Raw genomic sequence first — 15,436 nt, 5'->3', positions numbered from 1 at the left:
TCGCCGCCGGGGACGGCGAAGAGCCAGTCGAGGGAATCGGACGCGTCGGCGAGGTACCCGTCGAGCGTCGTCGCCGTGTAGAAGATCACGCGTGCCATGAACGCAACGCTAGCGCTCGGGCCCGGCAGGGCACATCACCGGTGCCGGTGTCAAGTAGTCCTTGCTCCCGCAGCGCCTCGGCCAGTATTCGGAAGTCACCTGACCCGAAAGGAACTGCCATGAGCATCGGAGCCGGAATCGCGCTCTTCGCCATCGGAGCGATCCTCGTCTTCGCCGTCAACGTCGAGATCGACTTCGTCAACCTCGACATGATCGGCTACATCCTGATGGGCGCCGGGGCGCTGGTCTTGCTCATCGGCATCGTGCTGCTCGCGCGTCGCCGCTCGACCGAGACCGTGTCGCGCACAGCGGTCGACCCCGCCGGCGGCGAGCGCGTCACGCGCCGCTCGACGACGACCTCGGGCGACGAGGTCCTCTGACCCAGCCTGCACGACCGGTGCCCCCGCGCGACCGCCGTTAGAGTGCCCCTGTGGGCGACATCGAAATGGCACGGATCGCCGGGGGCACCGTCATGCTCCACGACGCGCGGCGCGAGCGCCGGTGGAAGATCCGGCTCGAGCCGTTCGAGATCGGGGTCTATCCGGTCACCCGACAGCTCGTCGCGGAGCTGCTGGGGGAGCAGGCGCCCCACCCGCGGCGGCCGGCGACCGATCTGAGCTGGCTGCGCGCGGTGCGACTGTGCAACGCGGCATCCGAGTGGGAGGGCCTCGACCCCGCCTACACGTTCGAGGGCGAAGACGTGACGTGGCACGTCGACAGTGACGGCTACCGCCTGCCTACCGAGGCGGAGTGGGAGTTCGCCTGCCGCGCCGGCTCGACCGGGCCCCACTACGGGCCACTGGCGGAGGTCGCGTGGACCGCGGCCGACGGCTGCACGACCCCGCAGAACGTCGGCGGCAAGCTGCCGAACCTCAACGGCCTGTTCGACACCCTCGGCAACGTCTGGGAGTGGTGCTGGGATCTGCTCGATCCCGCCCGCTACGGCGACTACCGGGTCTTCCGCGGCGGCGGGTTCGCCGACGACGCATGGAGCGTGCGCGCTTCGACGCGCCGCGGCGGCGCCCCGCGCATGCACCACGACGACGTCGGTCTGCGCCTCGCGCGCGGCGGGTTCGACGCGGTGGATGCCGCGCAGGGCTGGTCGGCCGCGGCAGACCGTGAGCGCGCGCTGACGGACGAGCCGCTGCCGCCGGGGTGGACGCCGCGGCGGTAGGCAATGCGTCAGCGGGGGAGCTCCGCCAATCCCACGTCGCGGCACAGGCTCTCGAGGCCCGACAGACCGTAGGCCTGCAGGGGACCGGTCACCCCGGCGGCGTTCACGCGCCCGTCCAGCAGCGACTCCGCCGCCTTCGCCATGAGCTCCGCGGTCAGGCTGTAGGCGCTCGGCCCCTCCAGGTGCACTTCGGCCACTGTGGCGTCGTTCTGGTCCGCAGCGATCGCGACGACGTGACTGCGGGTGCGCGCGCGCTCCTGCTCGTCGGGCCCGGGGGAGGCGTCGTCGTCCGCGGAGGTGAGGCGCTCGATCAGCGGGCGCCCGCCGGGAATGGCGGCGACAGCACCGAGCACGCGCGAAGCCACCGGCATGACCCGCGCCATGCCCGAGAACCAGCCGTTGTAGTCCTCCACCGTCTGCACCCCGGGGTAGTGCTCGGGGAGGAACAGCGCCTCGGTTCCTGAGACGAGGATGCCGGTGCGCTCGTCACCGCGCACCTGGAAAGGCTGCGTGCGGCTGCCGGTGCGCACCTCCTGCAGTTGACCGTCGCGGCGCACCACCGTGGGCAGCAGCATGCCCTCGGCCATCGTGGCCCGCGTGCCGCGGCTGATGCCGTTGCGCATCGATCCGGTCGCGAAGTAGCCGATGCGCACCGCGGTCGCCGCGACACCGGCTCGTTCCAGGGCCAGCGCGCCGGCCAGCATGCCGGGAACGTAGTCGTAGCCGAACGCCGGCAGCATCGCGATGCCGGCGGCACGCGCCCGCTCATCGTGGCGGCGCTGCAGCTCGCGCACGAACCCGACCTCGCCGGTGGTGTCGATGTAGTGGGCGCCGGCGTCGACTGCGGCCTCCGCGGCTGCCCAGCCGAGGCGCTCGAAGGGGCCGACCGTCGTGATCAGCACGTCGCCCGGTTCCAGCAGCCTCGTCACGTCGGCGGCGTCGGTCGCATCCACCGTCTGCGTCGGAAGGTCTGCATGCCGCGCCGACAGCGCCGACAGCTTCGCGGCATCACGGCCTGCGAGCAGTGGCTGCTCGCCGCGGCGCACCAGCGCCTCGACGATGAGCGCCCCGGTGTATCCCGTCGCTCCCAGAACCACGATCTTGGACGACATCGATCCTCCTCGTCGGCGGCTCACGAGACGACGGCGTCGTGAGTCCCGCCCTCCGGGAATCGTGCCCGCTCCGGTGCGTGAAGTCCAGCGTCGCCCGCGGATCGGGGGCTGTGGTTGCATCCGCGCTGGCCTGAGTCGACCGTCCGGTTCTCGGGCCGCCGCTCCTCGCCGCTATCGTCGCAGGATGGCGAACGACGCAGCCGATCCCGATATCCGGCCGGTCCTGGCCGCCCTCAACAACCCCGCCACACGCCGTGTGTACGCCCAGATCGTGCTCGAGCAGGGCGACCCCGGCGATGACCTCAGCCCGTCCCGGCGGAAGAGCGCCCTGGAAACGCTGCTGTCGGCCGGGTTGGTCGCTCACGGCGAGGGCCGCTGGACCGCGACCGACGTGTTCCGGGGGCTGCTGGCGGCCGCGCCGCGGCGGGCTCGTCCGACGGGGGTCGAACGCTTTCTCACCCCGAACGGAGTGATCGACCGCTACCCGGCCAATGCGAAGGATCGTCGGGATCTTCTGGCCCACGTCGCCGAGCAGATACTGCCGGGGGGTGAGGTGCTGACCGAGCGCGAACTGAATGAACGGCTGGAGCGGCATTCCACCGACGTCGCCACGCTGAGGCGCTACCTCGTGGACCACGATCTCGTCCGAAGGTCCCCGGACGGGTCGCGCTACACCGCAGCACCCGCGTAGCGTGGCGACGGTCGGGACTGTGGAGATCAAGGGATGCCGATGAACCGGGACCATCGCAGGCGCCTGCTGTTCATCGTGGTGCTTGTCTTCACGGGGCTGGGGAGTACCGCCGTCGGCATCGGCAACAGCCAGGGCGCGCTGGTGGGGCTCACCGTATTCGTCGTGGCCGCTGTCTTCCCCGCGGCGCTGTTCGCTGTCTTGGCATACGTGTGGTCGGCGAACGACAGGGAAGTTGCCGCGCGCGGCCTGCCGCCGCTGGACCCCGACCACCTGCCCTGACCCGGCGGGGCGATCGCGACACGTCCTTGCGGGTCGGCGCACGGGCTGGCGTGGCATTCGCGGCTCTGCCGGGGCGTCCAGGTCGACTCGCTACGGTGAGCGGATGAGCACCCACATCGCGGCCGAACCCGGCCAGATCGCCCCCATCATGCTGTTTCCCGGAGACCCGCTGCGGGCGAAGTGGATCGCCGAGACCTTTCTCGACGGCGCCGAGCTGTACTCGCAGACCCGCGGGATGCTCGGCTTCACCGGCACGTGGGAGGGGCGTCGCGTCTCGGTACAGGGTTCGGGGATGGGGCAGCCGTCGATGGCGATCTACGCCAACGAGCTGATGGAGTCCTACGGCGTGGAGACGATCGTGCGCGTGGGGTCGTGCGGAGCGCTCACCGAGCGGGTCGCGCTGCGCGACATCATCATCGCCAACGGAGCCAGCACCGATTCGGCGATCAATCGGGTGCGCTTCCACGGACTCGACTACGCCCCCGTCGCGGACTTCGGTCTGCTGCGGGCCGCCGTCGCTGCGAGCGAGGCAGAACCGCCGGCATCCGCCGTGCACGTCGGCCCCCTCTTCTCGAGCGATCAGTTCTACACGACACGTGCAGAGCTGACAGAGCCGTTGGTGCGCCACGGCGTTCTCGGTGTGGAGATGGAGACGAGCGGCCTGTACACCCTCGCCGCGTACTACGGACGGCGCGCGCTGAGCATCTGTACCGTCTCGGACCATCTCGTCACCGGCGCGGAGACGACGGCCCACGAGCGTGAGCAGACGTTCGGGGACATGATCCGCATCGCCCTGCGGGCGGCTACGAGCTGAGGGTTGGCGGGGCGGCTCGGGGCTCGGGGCTTCGGGTCGTCGGCGTTTCCTCCACAGGCGGATGCCGAGAGAAGTTATCCACAAACCCGCGTTGGCCTGGGCTTTAGCGCCGTCCAATGTCGGTGGCCCTCGGCAGAATTGTGGGTATGAGCACCCGACCGGCAGCCCCCAGGAGACGCGATACGCGGTCGCGTGGTGCGGTGCTGCGGGAGTTGGAGCGCATCCGGGCGCGGATCGCGGCGTTGCAGGCCGAGGAACTCGGATTGCTGGCCCGGGCGGACGCGATCGCCGCCGAGCAGACCGCCCGGGTGCCGTCCAGCGCGGGCCGGGAGCGGGAGATGCCGCTGCGGGAGATGGCCGCCGAAGTCGGCACGGTGCTGCGCCGGTCCGACCGTGTGATCCAGGACCGGTTGCATGACGCCACCGTCCTGGTGACCGGGTTCCCCGCGACCGTCGCGGCGCTGCGGTCGGGGGCCATCGACACTTCGCACGTGCGTTTGATTCAGGATGCCGGCGCCCGCATCACCGACCCCGACGCGCGCGCCCGATTCGAACAAGCCGCCCTGGTGGTGTGTGAGCGGGAGACCCCGGGGCGGGCGAAGCCGATCATCGCGATGATCGCGCAGAAACTGCACCCCGTACCCCTCGCCGAGCGTCACGCCGAGGCCGCCGCCGGGCGCCGGGTGTGGGTGCGGGACCTCGACGACGGCATGGCGGAACTTGCCGCGGTACTCCCCGCGGCGCTGGCGTACGCGATCCGCGACCGGCTCACCCAGCACGCCCGCGAGGTGATTGCCGCCCGGCGCGCCACGGCGGATCCTGTGGCGGAAGAGCCGGCGGACACCGTCTCTGCAGCGACGGATGCCCGCACCGCCGACCAGGTCCGGGCCGACGCCCTCACCGACCTGCTGCTCACCGGCCACGCGACCACACCCGTCTCCTCGAGCAGCACCCCCGCCGGGCAAGCTATCACCGCCCACGTGCAGATCATCATCCCCGTCGACACCCTCACCGGCGAAGGCACCGCACCGGCCGAACTCATCGGATACGGGCCCATCGACCCCGACACCGCCCGCCGCCTGGCCGCGACCGCCGACCTCTGGGAACGGGTGTTCACCTCCCCGACCACCGGCGCCGTGCAGCACGTCGACACCTACCGGCCCAACCGGGCACAGCGCAGGCACCTCGACGCCCGCGACGAGCACTGCCGGTTCCCCGGATGCCGAAGGCCCGTGTACTACTGCGACCACGACCACACCCTCGACCACGCCCGAGGCGGACCCACCGACGTGTGCAACCTTGCCAACCTCTGCGTCCGCCACCACACCCTCAAACACGCCAGCGCCTGGACCGTGACCCAGAAACCCCACGGCATCCTCGAATGGACCAGCCCCACCGGGCGGATCCACCTCGACATCCCACGACGCGTCCTCGAATTCACCGCCCTGACGGCCACCGAAGACCCACCCCCGTTCTGAGGTCCGGGCGCCCGAGACGGTACCTTCGCACCACGGACGACGACGTCACAGGTCTGACACGAGAGGGCTCGCCCAGCGCTGCGCGAGAGTTCGTTCCGCGATCACACCGCGAACTGCCGATGCTGAGGCTTTTTCTGCCGTTCACCGATCTCCACCGGCCGCAGGGTCAGCTGCACAACGATCCGCGGCTGGACGTCGTCTCCGTGCGCGGGGAGCGGGACGTCCTGCCGCCGAGCGCGGGGGACTGACCGAGCCGGCAGGGGAGTGGGCTGCGTCAGCGCGTCGACGCCCACCGCCAGTACGGTGGCCGGGTGGGTCAGCAAAGGCGCGAGATCGAGGTTTCCGTGGTGCATGCTTGTGCCATGGCGGGGAGACCGAGCGGTTTCGAGTTCACGGTGCGCGGCGACCAGGTTGTGATCCGGCATAACGGCCGGCTCGCGACGACGCTCCGAAAGTCGGCTGCCAGCAGATTCCTTGACGACGTCCAGCGGTCGGACCCCCAGCAGCTGATGGCTCGGGTCACCGGCAACTACAAGCACGGCAACGAGCGTGCGACGAGCGGCCGGAAGTGACGGCATGAAGGGTCACCCCGCGCGACCGGCGGTCGCTATCGTTGCGCCATGCCTTCGGTGACGGACTGGATCTCGAGCATCGGCTCCTTGGTGGGCGCCCTGACCGGCGTCGGCGCGCTGATCGTCGCTGTGCTCAGCTATCGCAAGTCGAACAGGGCTCTGGCCGCCGACGCGCAGACCAGGGGAGCGGTCACCTCGACCGTGGACGCGATCGAGGCGCTCGGGCGGACCGAGGTGTTCGTCGCCGAACCAGGTGCCGAAGGCTATGGCATCCGTCGCGAACGGCCCGAGGCTCGGGAGCAGAAGGAGGCATACGAGTCAGCGTTGAAGGCCGCCCGACGCGAGCTGGGGCGAACGTAGGGAGCGGGGGAGTCAGAGCTCTCGTGCTTCGTGGTCCGAACGATGGACGCGTGGCCTCGTGCGTCGGGCACGCCACGCTCGCCACGCGCCGGTGGACCAGAGCGCCCAGATCACCAGCAACGGCTGGAAGAGCAGGCGGATGCCACGGGAGAGATCTGTGTCCAGCCCGAAGGCATCCGTGCCGCTGACGAACTGTTCGATGTTTCCGGGGAAGATCGCGACGAAGAAGGCCGCGGTGAGCCACCCGATCAGCACGCGCTGGCGCGCCCACACCAGCAGCGCGAGACCCAGCGCGATCTCGACGACGCCTGACGCGAGGACTACGAAATCGACCGGCAGCGGGAGCCACGTGGGAACCTGCGCGACGAACGACGCGCGGGCGAAGGTGAGGTGGCCGACTCCGGTGAAGAGAAGAAACGCGCCCAGCATCCATCGGGCGATCATCCGCGGAAGGCTCGTGCCCGGGCGCTCGCCTGTGGGCGACGCGGACTCGCGATCTGCGCGACGGCGCGCTGCGTTCATGTCATCACCTCACGATCCGCTCGGTGCCGCGTTGGTACGCCCAACATACGGTGGGACGCGGCTCGGCGAGAGACGTGGTTCCCTACCGCCCTCAGCGCGCGGCCCCAGCCCAGAGCCAGCGCAACGCGTCGGGGAGCAGCACGCCGCCGTGGTTGGGGGAGTGTCCGCCGTCTCCGACGACGAGCCGAAAGTCGTATCCGGCACGGGCGAGCGCCGCAGCTGTTTCGAGGTTCTCGGCGAACCAGTTGTCCTCGGGAGCGTTCCAGTTCAGGTCACGGTGAGCCGCGTGCAAGAAGATCCTCGTCGGTCTGCGCGGTTCGGTCTTCAGCAAGGCGGGGAAGGGGTTGCCGTCAGGCATCTGAGCGAAGCTTGCGTTGAAGGCGACCACCCTTCCTATTCCGTCTGGGCGGCACCATGCGGCTGTCATGGCCGCGTTGCCACCGCTGCTCCCGCCGCAGATTCCACGCATCATCGGGTCCGACGAGACCGCGAAGCGGTCCTCGATCAAGGGCAGTACCTCCTCGAGGAGGAAGCTGCCGTAGGCCTCGTCGAAGGAGTCGTACTCGGCGTTGCGGTGCTTCATCGGCACAGCGTCGACGTGGAGAACCCCGGGGTCAACGAACACACTGACCATCGGCGGGAGGTCGCCTGCCGCAGAGAGATTGTCGAGAACGGTCGCGCCACGGACATCCCCGTCGGGGTCCAGATACCACCAACCGTCATTGAAGAACATCACGGCGCACTCGGCGGAGGTGCGCACACCGGCCGGACGGTGCACCCAGATGGTCCTGGATGTTCCGGGGAATCTCGCGCTCGTGTCGATACGGATCGCCTCGATGGAGCCAGGCTGGACACCGAGTCGCGTGAAGGAATCAGGACCGTACACGTAATCGACGTCGGCCTGCTCAAGAGGCAACGGAACGAACGGCATCATCATCGGCACGCCATGACCTTACGACGACAGGGCATTGCTCTTGGGCGAGGCGGCGTGGATTCGGGACTTCGCCGCGGCGAGGGCGCCAGCCGTTCGGGTTTCTCTTGGCGCAGCCGGTCAGCGGGACCAGCGGGTGAGCCGCGCCGGAGCCGGACCAGGGCGCGCGCGCCGGAGAAGGCGAGCACCCCGCCGACGCCCCACGGTGCCGTCACGATGGGTCACCGGTCAGGCGAGTGCGACGCCCTGGGAGTCGATGACGGCCTGGATGCCCCGTTTCCCATCCTTCGCGAACCGCGGGAAGTTCAGGAATCCGTGCGGCATCGCGGGGAAGTTCACCAGCTCCACGGCGACTCCCGCATCCCGGAGCGCTTCCACATAGAGAACTCCGTCGTCGTGAAGCGGGTCGTGCTCGGCGACCTCGGTGATCGCGGGTGGCAGCCCGGCGAGCGAGGGGGCGAGGATCGGCGCATACCGCCAGTCGGCGCTGTCTGCCGCGTAGTACTCTCCGAACTTGGTCATGTCCGCGTTGCTCAGGATGAACGCATCCGCATTCACGCGGCGAGACTCCGTGCCGGCGGTGCCGATGGCCGGATACAGCAGCGCCTGATGACGGATGCTCGGATCCTGCGCATCCCGTGCCATCAGTGCGACGACTGCGGCAAGGTTTCCGCCAGCGCTCTTGCCCATCACACCGATCCGGGCGGCATCCGCTCCCAGTTCGTCCGCACGGCGCGCTGCCCACATCAGGCCCGCGTAACTGTCGTCGACGGCGGCGGGGACGGATGCTCCGGAGCCAGCCGATACCCGACCGACACCACGACGGCGCCGACGCCCGCCGATACCGAACCGCAGATCCAGTCGCCACCTCGGAGGTCGCCGAACACGAAACCGCCGCCGTGTAAATAGACGATGAGCGGACGGGGTGCGGCCGGGGCGTTCGCGGGTGCGGATGTGGGCGTGTAGATCCGAACCGGCATTCCGTCGACAGCACGGCTCGCCGAGTCGCCGCATTCCGGGGGCATGAGGCTCCATGCGACCACCCTAAGTGGGAGCCTGCTTGCCGGCGTCGGCGTGGTGGAGACGGCTCGCCCTCGTGTGTAGACGTCAGGGCCAGTGCTGCCCAGCGCCATTCTCGCTGGATCTCTGCGATTCCGCGCGGGGGAGTAGGCCCGTTCGCACGTCGCTCGTCTTCTCCTCGACCTGCGCCAAGACCGTGTCAGCGTCCCTGCCAGTCTCGATGCCGACGTCCGTCAGACACTCGCGGAGCTCGATGAACGTTTCGGACTCGTATTACTGCGCGATCTGCCAGCGGAAGTCGACAAGTGTGAAGTCGACATAACACTTGTCGTACACCGGCTGGCTTTCATCGAATGGGAGCTGAAAAGCAACGGTGACCTCGATTAAAGCGACCCGCAGCACGGCTGGTACGCCGTTCTATGTAACCATCATGGTGCACGGCATGATGACCGTGTCGTGGTTCGGCATGACGGATCACCAGACCAATGATGGCGAGCGCCGTTATTTCGAGCGGGACTTCAACGGCAACTGGCTGGAAAGCTGAACTGAGCTGACCTGAACTTACATCGCAAGGAGACCGCATATGCGTACTGATCGACTGATACGCGCTGCCGCTATCGGAGTCCTGACAACTCTTGCTCTGACTGGTTGCAGCGCGAGCACCATCGACCTGGGCAGCCTGGATGGTGCGCGAGGTGCAACCGGAGCCGAACCCGAAGCGGTAGACAGCCAGCCGGTCGCCGTGTTCGACTTCCGATCCGAGGAGCCAGTCGTGGCCGAGGGGAAGATCACCGCCCGTCTCCCTGAGGACTTCCTCGAGGCGTTCGGCGAGGAGAATGTCTCGACCCTCGTTGCAACCGCGTACACGATCACCTCGCGTGAACTGGACACCGCCCAGAAATGCGCCTTCGATGTGGTCATCGAGTACACGGACCCCGACTCCTTCGCCAAGGGCCTTTCCTTCACCCGAACAGAGGCGCTGAACGCGGAAGGGGATCAGGTCGGAGAGTTCAGCTACACGCTGTCGGCTGATGACCTCGCCCCTGAGGCAGTCGGAGGGCCCAACGCATCCCTCCTTCACGGATCGCTGTACTCCGGCGCCAAGTTCGACAAGCCCTGGGAGGTGAGGAAGACCGAGACACTGGATGAGAGCAAGCCGGAGAACGGCTGGTACGTCACTGACTTCCAGAACCTCACCTATGTGTCTGACTGCGCCGAAGGCGCGGGTGGTGGTGTCGGGCCCGTTATGAGCTTTGCTACCTGGGCCACCAAGGAGCAGACCGACAACACCAACTCGCAGCCCTGGGACTACCGCTTTGCATCCATTGCAGCGTTCGAGGTGTCTCCGGCAATCGACGGCACCCTCACGCTGACGTGGACCAGTGACACCATCACTCACCACAGAGGCTACGGCGATGTCACCTGGTACTTCCGGGGCGAGGATGGCAACTGGATTGCTGGCTGACCTCTGAGTGAGCGGCCCTGCGATGAGCGATCATTTGCACGCCGCCGACCTCGCGCTGGGGGACAAGTGCGACACCGTTTCTTTCAAGTACGCCTCGACATTGACATAATGTGCATTATCGGCGTTCTTTCGATTCGGTTATCCGCGCGGCGGAGAGCCCGCGCCGACGACCAATCCGAGTCCTGCTGCATCCAAACAGCCCGCTGGTCCGGAATACCTTTGTGGCGCCCGACGGCCGTCGCCGAGCGCACTCGTCCCATCGAAGGAGCTGGACAATGAAGAAGAAGCTCTCCATCACCCTTGCGGCCGTCGTCGCCACGGCGCTCACGCTGACCGCCTCACCGGCATCGGCATACGGCGGCCCGCCGGCGGGGTCGATCGTCGACGTCGCAGTGGCAGCCTCCGGCGGAGGAACCCCCGACGCCAACGGCCACGATTACGACCTGCTGGTCCAGGCCCTCGTCGCGACGGGCTTGGATGCCACACTGGCGGACACGAGCACGAAGTACACCGTGTTCGCGCCCAACGATCGCGCCTTCATCCGCCTCGTCACCGACCTCACCGGCGCGACGCCCGCGTCCGAGGCCGAGGCTCTGACGACGATCACATCGACGTTCTCGGCGGAGCAGATCTCCAACATCCTGCTGTACCACGTGGTGCCCGGCAAGAAGCTCGGGCCCCTGCAGGTTCTCCTGTCGAAGAACATCACCATGGCCAACGGCGGGGTCATCAAGCCGCGCGCCACCACGCTGCGAGACGAGACCCCGTCGCTCACCGATCCGCGCCTCGTGCTGTGGGCGATCAACATCCAGGCGACCAACGGGGTGATCCACACCATCGACCGCGTCCTGGTACCCGCGTCCTGACGCACACCGACGAGAACGAGGGCCGGGGGCGGCGGCGTGGCTGACCCCGGCCCTCCCTTGTCCGCAGGCAATCACCCACCCCTATGCCACCGATCCCCACCGACATCCGGAGAGCGCTTGTCCACAGCCCTCCCTCGCACCACACTGGGCACATCGAGGCGAGGAGGCCGCCATGGTCAACGCGGCGCACGTGATCAAGCCGCTCACGCCGGACACCTACCCGGCCTGGCTTGCGCTGGCCGAGAAGCACAACGGCGTCTGGGGCGGATGCTGGTGCTCCTACTTCCACGGTGACACCGACCTCACGGTCAAGGTCCAGTACGACGGGCCGACCTTCAAGAAGCGTCTCGTGGCGGAGGGCGTCGCGCACGCGGCGCTGGTCTTCGACGGAGACGCCGCAATCGCCTGGTGCGAGTACGGCAGCCCCGCCGAATTGCCGGGCATCTACCACCGCAAGCAGTACGACGCCGGCGAGACGCGTCCGGCCCCCTGGCGCATCACGTGCGTCTTCGTCGACCGTGACCATCGGCGCGGCGGTGTGGCGCGCGAGGCGCTCGACGGCGCGCTCGACCTGATCGCTCGGGCCGGCGGCGGCGAGGTGGTGTCGTTCCCCAACGAGCTCGCCCCGGGTAAGCGCACGTCGTCGTCGTTCCTGCACAACGGCACTCGGGCGATGTTCGAGCAGGCCGGTTTCGTGTTCGAGCGCCACATCGGCAAGAGCAAGACCGTCATGCGCAAGACGATCCCTGCGGCGCTCCCCTGACACGAACTGTCATCCAGCGAGCCGAGCAGTCGCGTCCCACCCCTAGGCTCAGAGGGTGCTGGATGTCGCCACCGGATTCGTCGTCATCGGTGTGGCGATCCTGATCGGCTACATCATCGGCCGCGTCGACCTGCTCGGCCCCCACGGCCGCCACGTGCTCAACCGGCTCACGTTCTTCGTGCTGTCGCCGTTCCTGCTCTTCGTCGTGCTGTCCCAGGCCGACGTGCAGACGCTCTTCTCGGCGCTCCTGCCGGTCTCCGCGATAGCCGCCCTGGTGGTGATCGCCGCACAGGCGCTCTTCTCGCGCTTCCTCTGGCATCGCTCCACCGCCGAGACGACCATCGCCGCGCTCTCGGCCGGTCAAGTCAACTCCAACAACATGGGCATCCCGCTGTCGCTGTACCTGCTCGGCAGCGCCGCGTTCCCCGCTCCCGTCATCCTGCTGCAGCTGCTGGTGTTCACGCCCATCTCGATGGCGGTTCTGGATGCCGCGACCACCGGCCAGCGCTCCCCCCGCCGCATCCTCAAGCGCACGGCGACGAACCCGATCGTGCTCGGCTCAGTGCTCGGTGTGGCGGTGTCGCTGTCGGGCTGGGAGCTTCCGCCGCTCATCCTCGATCCTGCGCAGCTCATCGCCAACGCGTGCGTGCCGGTGATGCTGATCGGCTACGGCATGTCGCTGTACGGCCAGCGGGTGCTGGGCACGGCCGGGCACCGGCGAGATGTGATCCTCGCCACCGCCTTGAAGCTGGTCGCCATGCCGCTGGTCGCGTGGGCGACGGCGGCCTACGTCTTCCAGCTACCCCCTGAAGGAATACTGATCGTCACGGTGCTGGCCGCACTGCCGACGGCGCAGAACATCTTCACCTACTCCCAGCACTACGGCGTCGGCGAGAGCATCTCGCGGGACACGATCTTCCTCACGACGGTGGGATGCGTCCCCGTGCTGCTGCTCATCATGGTGCTGCTGGGGTAGCACTCCCCCGCCGTGTTCCCCCTTCACACGCGGGTGCGCGGGGCTACAATGGCGCCGTCCTCACAGAAAATTCTCAGAAAGGACGCACGATGGCCTACAACTCCTCCATCGACAGACCGCTGCTCAACGGCATCCGCACGGCCCTCGGCGTCAGCGGCGTGCTCGCGCTGATCCTCGGCATCCTCATCCTCGTCTGGCCCGGCCGAACAGCCATGGTCGTCGTGGCGGTGGTGGCGATCTACGCCGTCGCTGCCGGCCTCGTCTACGCGGGACTCGGGATCTTCAGCGCGCAGCGGGGCGGGTGGGCCCGGCTCGGCCACATCGTGCTGGGCGTGCTGTTCATCGTCGCCGGCATCGTCGCCTTCATCAACCTCCCCGCGGCCACCGCCTGGTTCGGGACCTTCGTCGGCGTGCTCGTCGGCGTCATGTGGATCGTCGAGGGCATCGTCTCGCTCTCGACGCTCGGATGGGCGGCATCGAGCGGGTGGACCATCTTCTTCGCGATCCTCTCGATCATCGCCGGCATCGTGCTGCTGTTCGCCCCGCTGTGGGGCGCGACGACGCTGTGGCTGCTCATCGGCATCTCGGCCATCGTGCTGGGCGTGGTGCAGATCATCCGCGCCTTCACGTTCGGCAAGTGACATATGACGAAGGGCCTCGGGACCGACTCCCGGGGCCCTTCGTCATGCCGTCGTCACCGGGTCAGGAAACGATCGGCAGGTAGCGGTGCCACCAATCCAGCACCGCCGCGAATCGCTCGACACGGTGGCGGGGCCGGCCGCCGCGGGTGAGCTCGTGGTCCTCGCCGGGGAAGACGAGCATCTCGGCCACAGTCCCCTGCCGTTTCAGCGCGGTGTAGTAGCGCGTGGCCTGCTCGAGCGGGCAGCGGAAGTCGAGTTCCGAGTGCACGACGAGGGTGGGAGTGCGCACCTGCGAGACCACGGCCATCGGGCTCTGCGCCGCCATCGCCGCGGGGTCGGTGCCGACGTACTCGTCGCCGAAGAACGAGCCGATGTCACTCGTGCCGGCGAAGGCGACCGGGTCGAGAAACCCGCGCTCGACGATGGCGGCGGCGAATCGATGGTCGTGCGCGATCGTCCAGGCGGTGAGGTAACCACCGTACGACCCGCCCATGATGCCGACGCGCTCAGCGTCCAGGCGCTCGTCTGCGGCGAGCACCCCGTCGAGCAGGTCGATGACGTCGGTGAAGTCGACCGTCCCCATCGCCCGGCGGATGCTGCGCCCGTGCGCACGCCCGTAACCGGCCGACCCTCGGGGGTTGCCGTACACCACGGCGTAGCCGGCGTCGACGAGCACCTGGGTCTCGTCGAAGGCCTGGCTGCCGTAGGAGGCGAACGGCCCGCCGTGGATCTGCAGGATGACGGGGAACGGGCCGCTGCCGTCCGGCACCGCGACCCAGCCGTGCACGGGGTAGCCGTCGCGGGCGGGGACCGTCACCTCGACCGGTTCCACAAGGCCCGCAGCGACGAGGGCCTCACCGAACGTGGTGAGCACGCGCGGGCGACCCTCTACGACCTCGGCCAGCTCTCCGAACGATGTGGCCGTGCCGATCGCCGTGACGATGCGGCCGCCGCCTGCCGCGTGGCCGAGCACCTCCACATCGCCGCCCAGCACGACCGAGGTCCGCCCCTTGCGCGAGACCCGCACCAGGTGCACGCGGCCACGCGTGCGGTTCTGCACGAGCACATCCTCGCCGTCGAACCCGATGTGGCTCCCGACCTCGCCGAGATCGACGGTCTCGGGGTCGGTCAACGGGCGGGCACCCGCGGCATCCAGGTGCCAGAGCCCCGTGCCGGGCGCGACGAAGTCCCGACCGTCCTCGCCGACGTCGTAGGCGAGGAGGAACAGCGCGCCGTCGGGGGCCACGGCCACTTCCGAGACGGCGAGACCCGCCTCGGGTCCGAGCACGGTGCGCTCCCCTGCGCCGTCCACCGCCACGGCGACGACGCGACTGCGCAGGTCGCGCGCCGCGTCCTCGATCGCGTCGACGACAGCGAGCAGATGGCGGCCGTCGGCGGTGAACACCGGGGCGCCGTACGAGGCCGAGCCGCGCGTCAGCTGCTCGGCATCCGCCAGCACCACGCGCGGGTGCGGCCCGTCGTCGCCCTCGGCACGCACCCGCGCGGCGGGCTCGTAGAGCGGCTCGGCGTCGAGGTCGGGAGCGGGCACGACGAACAGTTGTGACGGACGATCGCCGATGTATCCGAGTCCGTTGGCATGCCATCGGATGCCGGTGATGCGCCGCGGCGCCTCGGCTGCCGCATCCAGTCCGTCGATCGAGCCGTAGCGCCCG

Annotated in this window: 18 protein-coding genes and 1 pseudogene; 14 read left to right on the top strand and 5 right to left on the bottom strand. The window is 68.7% G+C overall.

The window, feature by feature from the left end:
* The first annotated feature begins 218 nt into the window (after positions 1-218).
* Together NQ160_RS08080 and NQ160_RS08075 are read left to right on the top strand one after the other, a co-directional pair.
* A complete protein-coding gene (locus NQ160_RS08080; RefSeq protein WP_257514706.1) occupies positions 219-479 on the top strand; it encodes a DUF6458 family protein in 261 nt (86 codons plus the stop codon).
* A 50-nt stretch (positions 480-529) separates the two neighbouring features.
* On the top strand, positions 530-1,273 hold the full coding sequence (locus tag NQ160_RS08075) for a formylglycine-generating enzyme family protein (RefSeq protein WP_257514705.1): 744 nt from the start codon (positions 530-532) through the stop codon (positions 1,271-1,273).
* Positions 1,274-1,281: 8 nt separating this feature from the next.
* Here NQ160_RS08075 and NQ160_RS08070 read toward each other — a convergent pair whose 3' ends face one another.
* Positions 1,282-2,385: a saccharopine dehydrogenase family protein gene (locus tag NQ160_RS08070; protein WP_257514704.1), complete on the bottom strand. Its 1,104-nt coding sequence runs from the start codon at positions 2,383-2,385 to the stop codon at positions 1,282-1,284.
* Positions 2,386-2,569: 184 nt separating this feature from the next.
* Here NQ160_RS08070 and NQ160_RS08065 point away from each other — a divergent pair, with 184 nt between their 5' ends.
* From NQ160_RS08065 to NQ160_RS08040, 6 genes are all read left to right on the top strand, one after another.
* Positions 2,570-3,076 (top strand): DUF2087 domain-containing protein, encoded by a 507-nt coding sequence (locus tag NQ160_RS08065; protein WP_257514703.1) that lies wholly within the window; start codon positions 2,570-2,572, stop codon positions 3,074-3,076.
* Positions 3,077-3,115: 39 nt separating this feature from the next.
* Positions 3,116-3,355, top strand: a complete 240-nt coding sequence (locus NQ160_RS08060) for a hypothetical protein (RefSeq protein ID WP_257514702.1) — start codon at positions 3,116-3,118, stop codon at positions 3,353-3,355.
* 103 nt (positions 3,356-3,458) lie between these two features.
* Positions 3,459-4,169 carry a purine-nucleoside phosphorylase gene (gene deoD / locus NQ160_RS08055; RefSeq protein ID WP_257514701.1) on the top strand — a complete coding sequence of 237 codons (711 nt, stop codon included), beginning with the start codon at positions 3,459-3,461 and terminating at the stop codon, positions 4,167-4,169.
* A gap of 200 nt (positions 4,170-4,369) precedes the next feature.
* Positions 4,370-5,647 (top strand): HNH endonuclease signature motif containing protein, encoded by a 1,278-nt coding sequence (locus NQ160_RS08050; RefSeq protein WP_257514700.1) that lies wholly within the window; start codon positions 4,370-4,372, stop codon positions 5,645-5,647.
* 362 nt (positions 5,648-6,009) lie between these two features.
* Positions 6,010-6,219 (top strand): hypothetical protein, encoded by a 210-nt coding sequence (locus tag NQ160_RS08045; protein WP_257514699.1) that lies wholly within the window; start codon positions 6,010-6,012, stop codon positions 6,217-6,219.
* Between the two features lie 48 nt (positions 6,220-6,267).
* The gene (locus NQ160_RS08040) at positions 6,268-6,579 is read left to right on the top strand and encodes a hypothetical protein (protein WP_257514698.1); all 312 of its coding nucleotides are present in this window, start codon (positions 6,268-6,270) and stop codon (positions 6,577-6,579) included.
* Positions 6,580-6,591: 12 nt separating this feature from the next.
* Here NQ160_RS08040 and NQ160_RS08035 read toward each other — a convergent pair whose 3' ends face one another.
* From NQ160_RS08035 to NQ160_RS08025, 3 genes and pseudogenes are all read right to left on the bottom strand, one after another.
* Positions 6,592-7,101, bottom strand: a complete 510-nt coding sequence (locus NQ160_RS08035) for a DoxX family protein (RefSeq protein WP_374113639.1) — start codon at positions 7,099-7,101, stop codon at positions 6,592-6,594.
* 91 nt (positions 7,102-7,192) lie between these two features.
* Positions 7,193-8,038: an alpha/beta hydrolase gene (locus tag NQ160_RS08030; RefSeq protein ID WP_257514707.1), complete on the bottom strand. Its 846-nt coding sequence runs from the start codon at positions 8,036-8,038 to the stop codon at positions 7,193-7,195.
* A gap of 222 nt (positions 8,039-8,260) precedes the next feature.
* Positions 8,261-9,012: pseudogene (locus tag NQ160_RS08025) on the bottom strand (alpha/beta hydrolase).
* 413 nt (positions 9,013-9,425) lie between these two features.
* Here NQ160_RS08025 and NQ160_RS08020 point away from each other — a divergent pair.
* The 6 genes from NQ160_RS08020 to NQ160_RS07995 all read left to right on the top strand — a co-directional run bounded on the left by NQ160_RS08020 (position 9,426) and on the right by NQ160_RS07995 (position 13,763).
* Positions 9,426-9,596: a hypothetical protein gene (locus NQ160_RS08020; protein WP_257514697.1), complete on the top strand. Its 171-nt coding sequence runs from the start codon at positions 9,426-9,428 to the stop codon at positions 9,594-9,596.
* A gap of 228 nt (positions 9,597-9,824) precedes the next feature.
* On the top strand, positions 9,825-10,517 hold the full coding sequence (locus NQ160_RS08015; RefSeq protein WP_257514696.1) for a hypothetical protein: 693 nt from the start codon (positions 9,825-9,827) through the stop codon (positions 10,515-10,517).
* A gap of 275 nt (positions 10,518-10,792) precedes the next feature.
* Positions 10,793-11,383, top strand: a complete 591-nt coding sequence (locus NQ160_RS08010; protein WP_257514695.1) for a fasciclin domain-containing protein — start codon at positions 10,793-10,795, stop codon at positions 11,381-11,383.
* 172 nt (positions 11,384-11,555) lie between these two features.
* Positions 11,556-12,146: a GNAT family N-acetyltransferase gene (locus tag NQ160_RS08005; RefSeq protein ID WP_257514694.1), complete on the top strand. Its 591-nt coding sequence runs from the start codon at positions 11,556-11,558 to the stop codon at positions 12,144-12,146.
* Between the two features lie 55 nt (positions 12,147-12,201).
* Positions 12,202-13,122, top strand: a complete 921-nt coding sequence (locus NQ160_RS08000; RefSeq protein WP_257514693.1) for an AEC family transporter — start codon at positions 12,202-12,204, stop codon at positions 13,120-13,122.
* Positions 13,123-13,211: 89 nt separating this feature from the next.
* Complete coding sequence (locus NQ160_RS07995) at positions 13,212-13,763, top strand: HdeD family acid-resistance protein (RefSeq protein ID WP_257514692.1); 552 nt, start codon at positions 13,212-13,214, stop codon at positions 13,761-13,763.
* Between the two features lie 61 nt (positions 13,764-13,824).
* Here NQ160_RS07995 and NQ160_RS07990 read toward each other — a convergent pair.
* On the bottom strand, positions 13,825-15,436 hold a 1,612-nt coding region (locus NQ160_RS07990), incomplete at its 5' end, for an alpha/beta hydrolase family protein (RefSeq protein ID WP_257514691.1).

Source organism: Microbacterium sp. zg.Y909, assembly GCF_024626565.1.
Note: the sequence above shows the minus strand (reverse complement) of the source record. Positions and strands in the feature narration are given on the sequence as shown.

What these genes read in the sequence shown, in the direction of transcription:
- NQ160_RS08080 (WP_257514706.1), top strand. Translation starts at nt 219, where the DNA reads ATGAGCATCGGAGCCGGAATCGCGCTCTTCGCCATCGGAGCGATCCTC.
- NQ160_RS08070 (WP_257514704.1), bottom strand. Translation starts at nt 2,385, where the DNA reads ATGTCGTCCAAGATCGTGGTTCTGGGAGCGACGGGATACACCGGGGCG.
- NQ160_RS08065 (WP_257514703.1), top strand. Translation starts at nt 2,570, where the DNA reads ATGGCGAACGACGCAGCCGATCCCGATATCCGGCCGGTCCTGGCCGCC.
- NQ160_RS08060 (WP_257514702.1), top strand. Translation starts at nt 3,116, where the DNA reads ATGAACCGGGACCATCGCAGGCGCCTGCTGTTCATCGTGGTGCTTGTC.
- deoD (WP_257514701.1), top strand. Translation starts at nt 3,459, where the DNA reads ATGAGCACCCACATCGCGGCCGAACCCGGCCAGATCGCCCCCATCATG.
- NQ160_RS08045 (WP_257514699.1), top strand. Translation starts at nt 6,010, where the DNA reads ATGGCGGGGAGACCGAGCGGTTTCGAGTTCACGGTGCGCGGCGACCAG.
- NQ160_RS08040 (WP_257514698.1), top strand. Translation starts at nt 6,268, where the DNA reads ATGCCTTCGGTGACGGACTGGATCTCGAGCATCGGCTCCTTGGTGGGC.
- NQ160_RS08035 (WP_374113639.1), bottom strand. Translation starts at nt 7,101, where the DNA reads ATGAACGCAGCGCGCCGTCGCGCAGATCGCGAGTCCGCGTCGCCCACA.
- NQ160_RS08030 (WP_257514707.1), bottom strand. Translation starts at nt 8,038, where the DNA reads ATGATGATGCCGTTCGTTCCGTTGCCTCTTGAGCAGGCCGACGTCGAT.
- NQ160_RS08010 (WP_257514695.1), top strand. Translation starts at nt 10,793, where the DNA reads ATGAAGAAGAAGCTCTCCATCACCCTTGCGGCCGTCGTCGCCACGGCG.
- NQ160_RS08005 (WP_257514694.1), top strand. Translation starts at nt 11,556, where the DNA reads ATGGTCAACGCGGCGCACGTGATCAAGCCGCTCACGCCGGACACCTAC.
- NQ160_RS07995 (WP_257514692.1), top strand. Translation starts at nt 13,212, where the DNA reads ATGGCCTACAACTCCTCCATCGACAGACCGCTGCTCAACGGCATCCGC.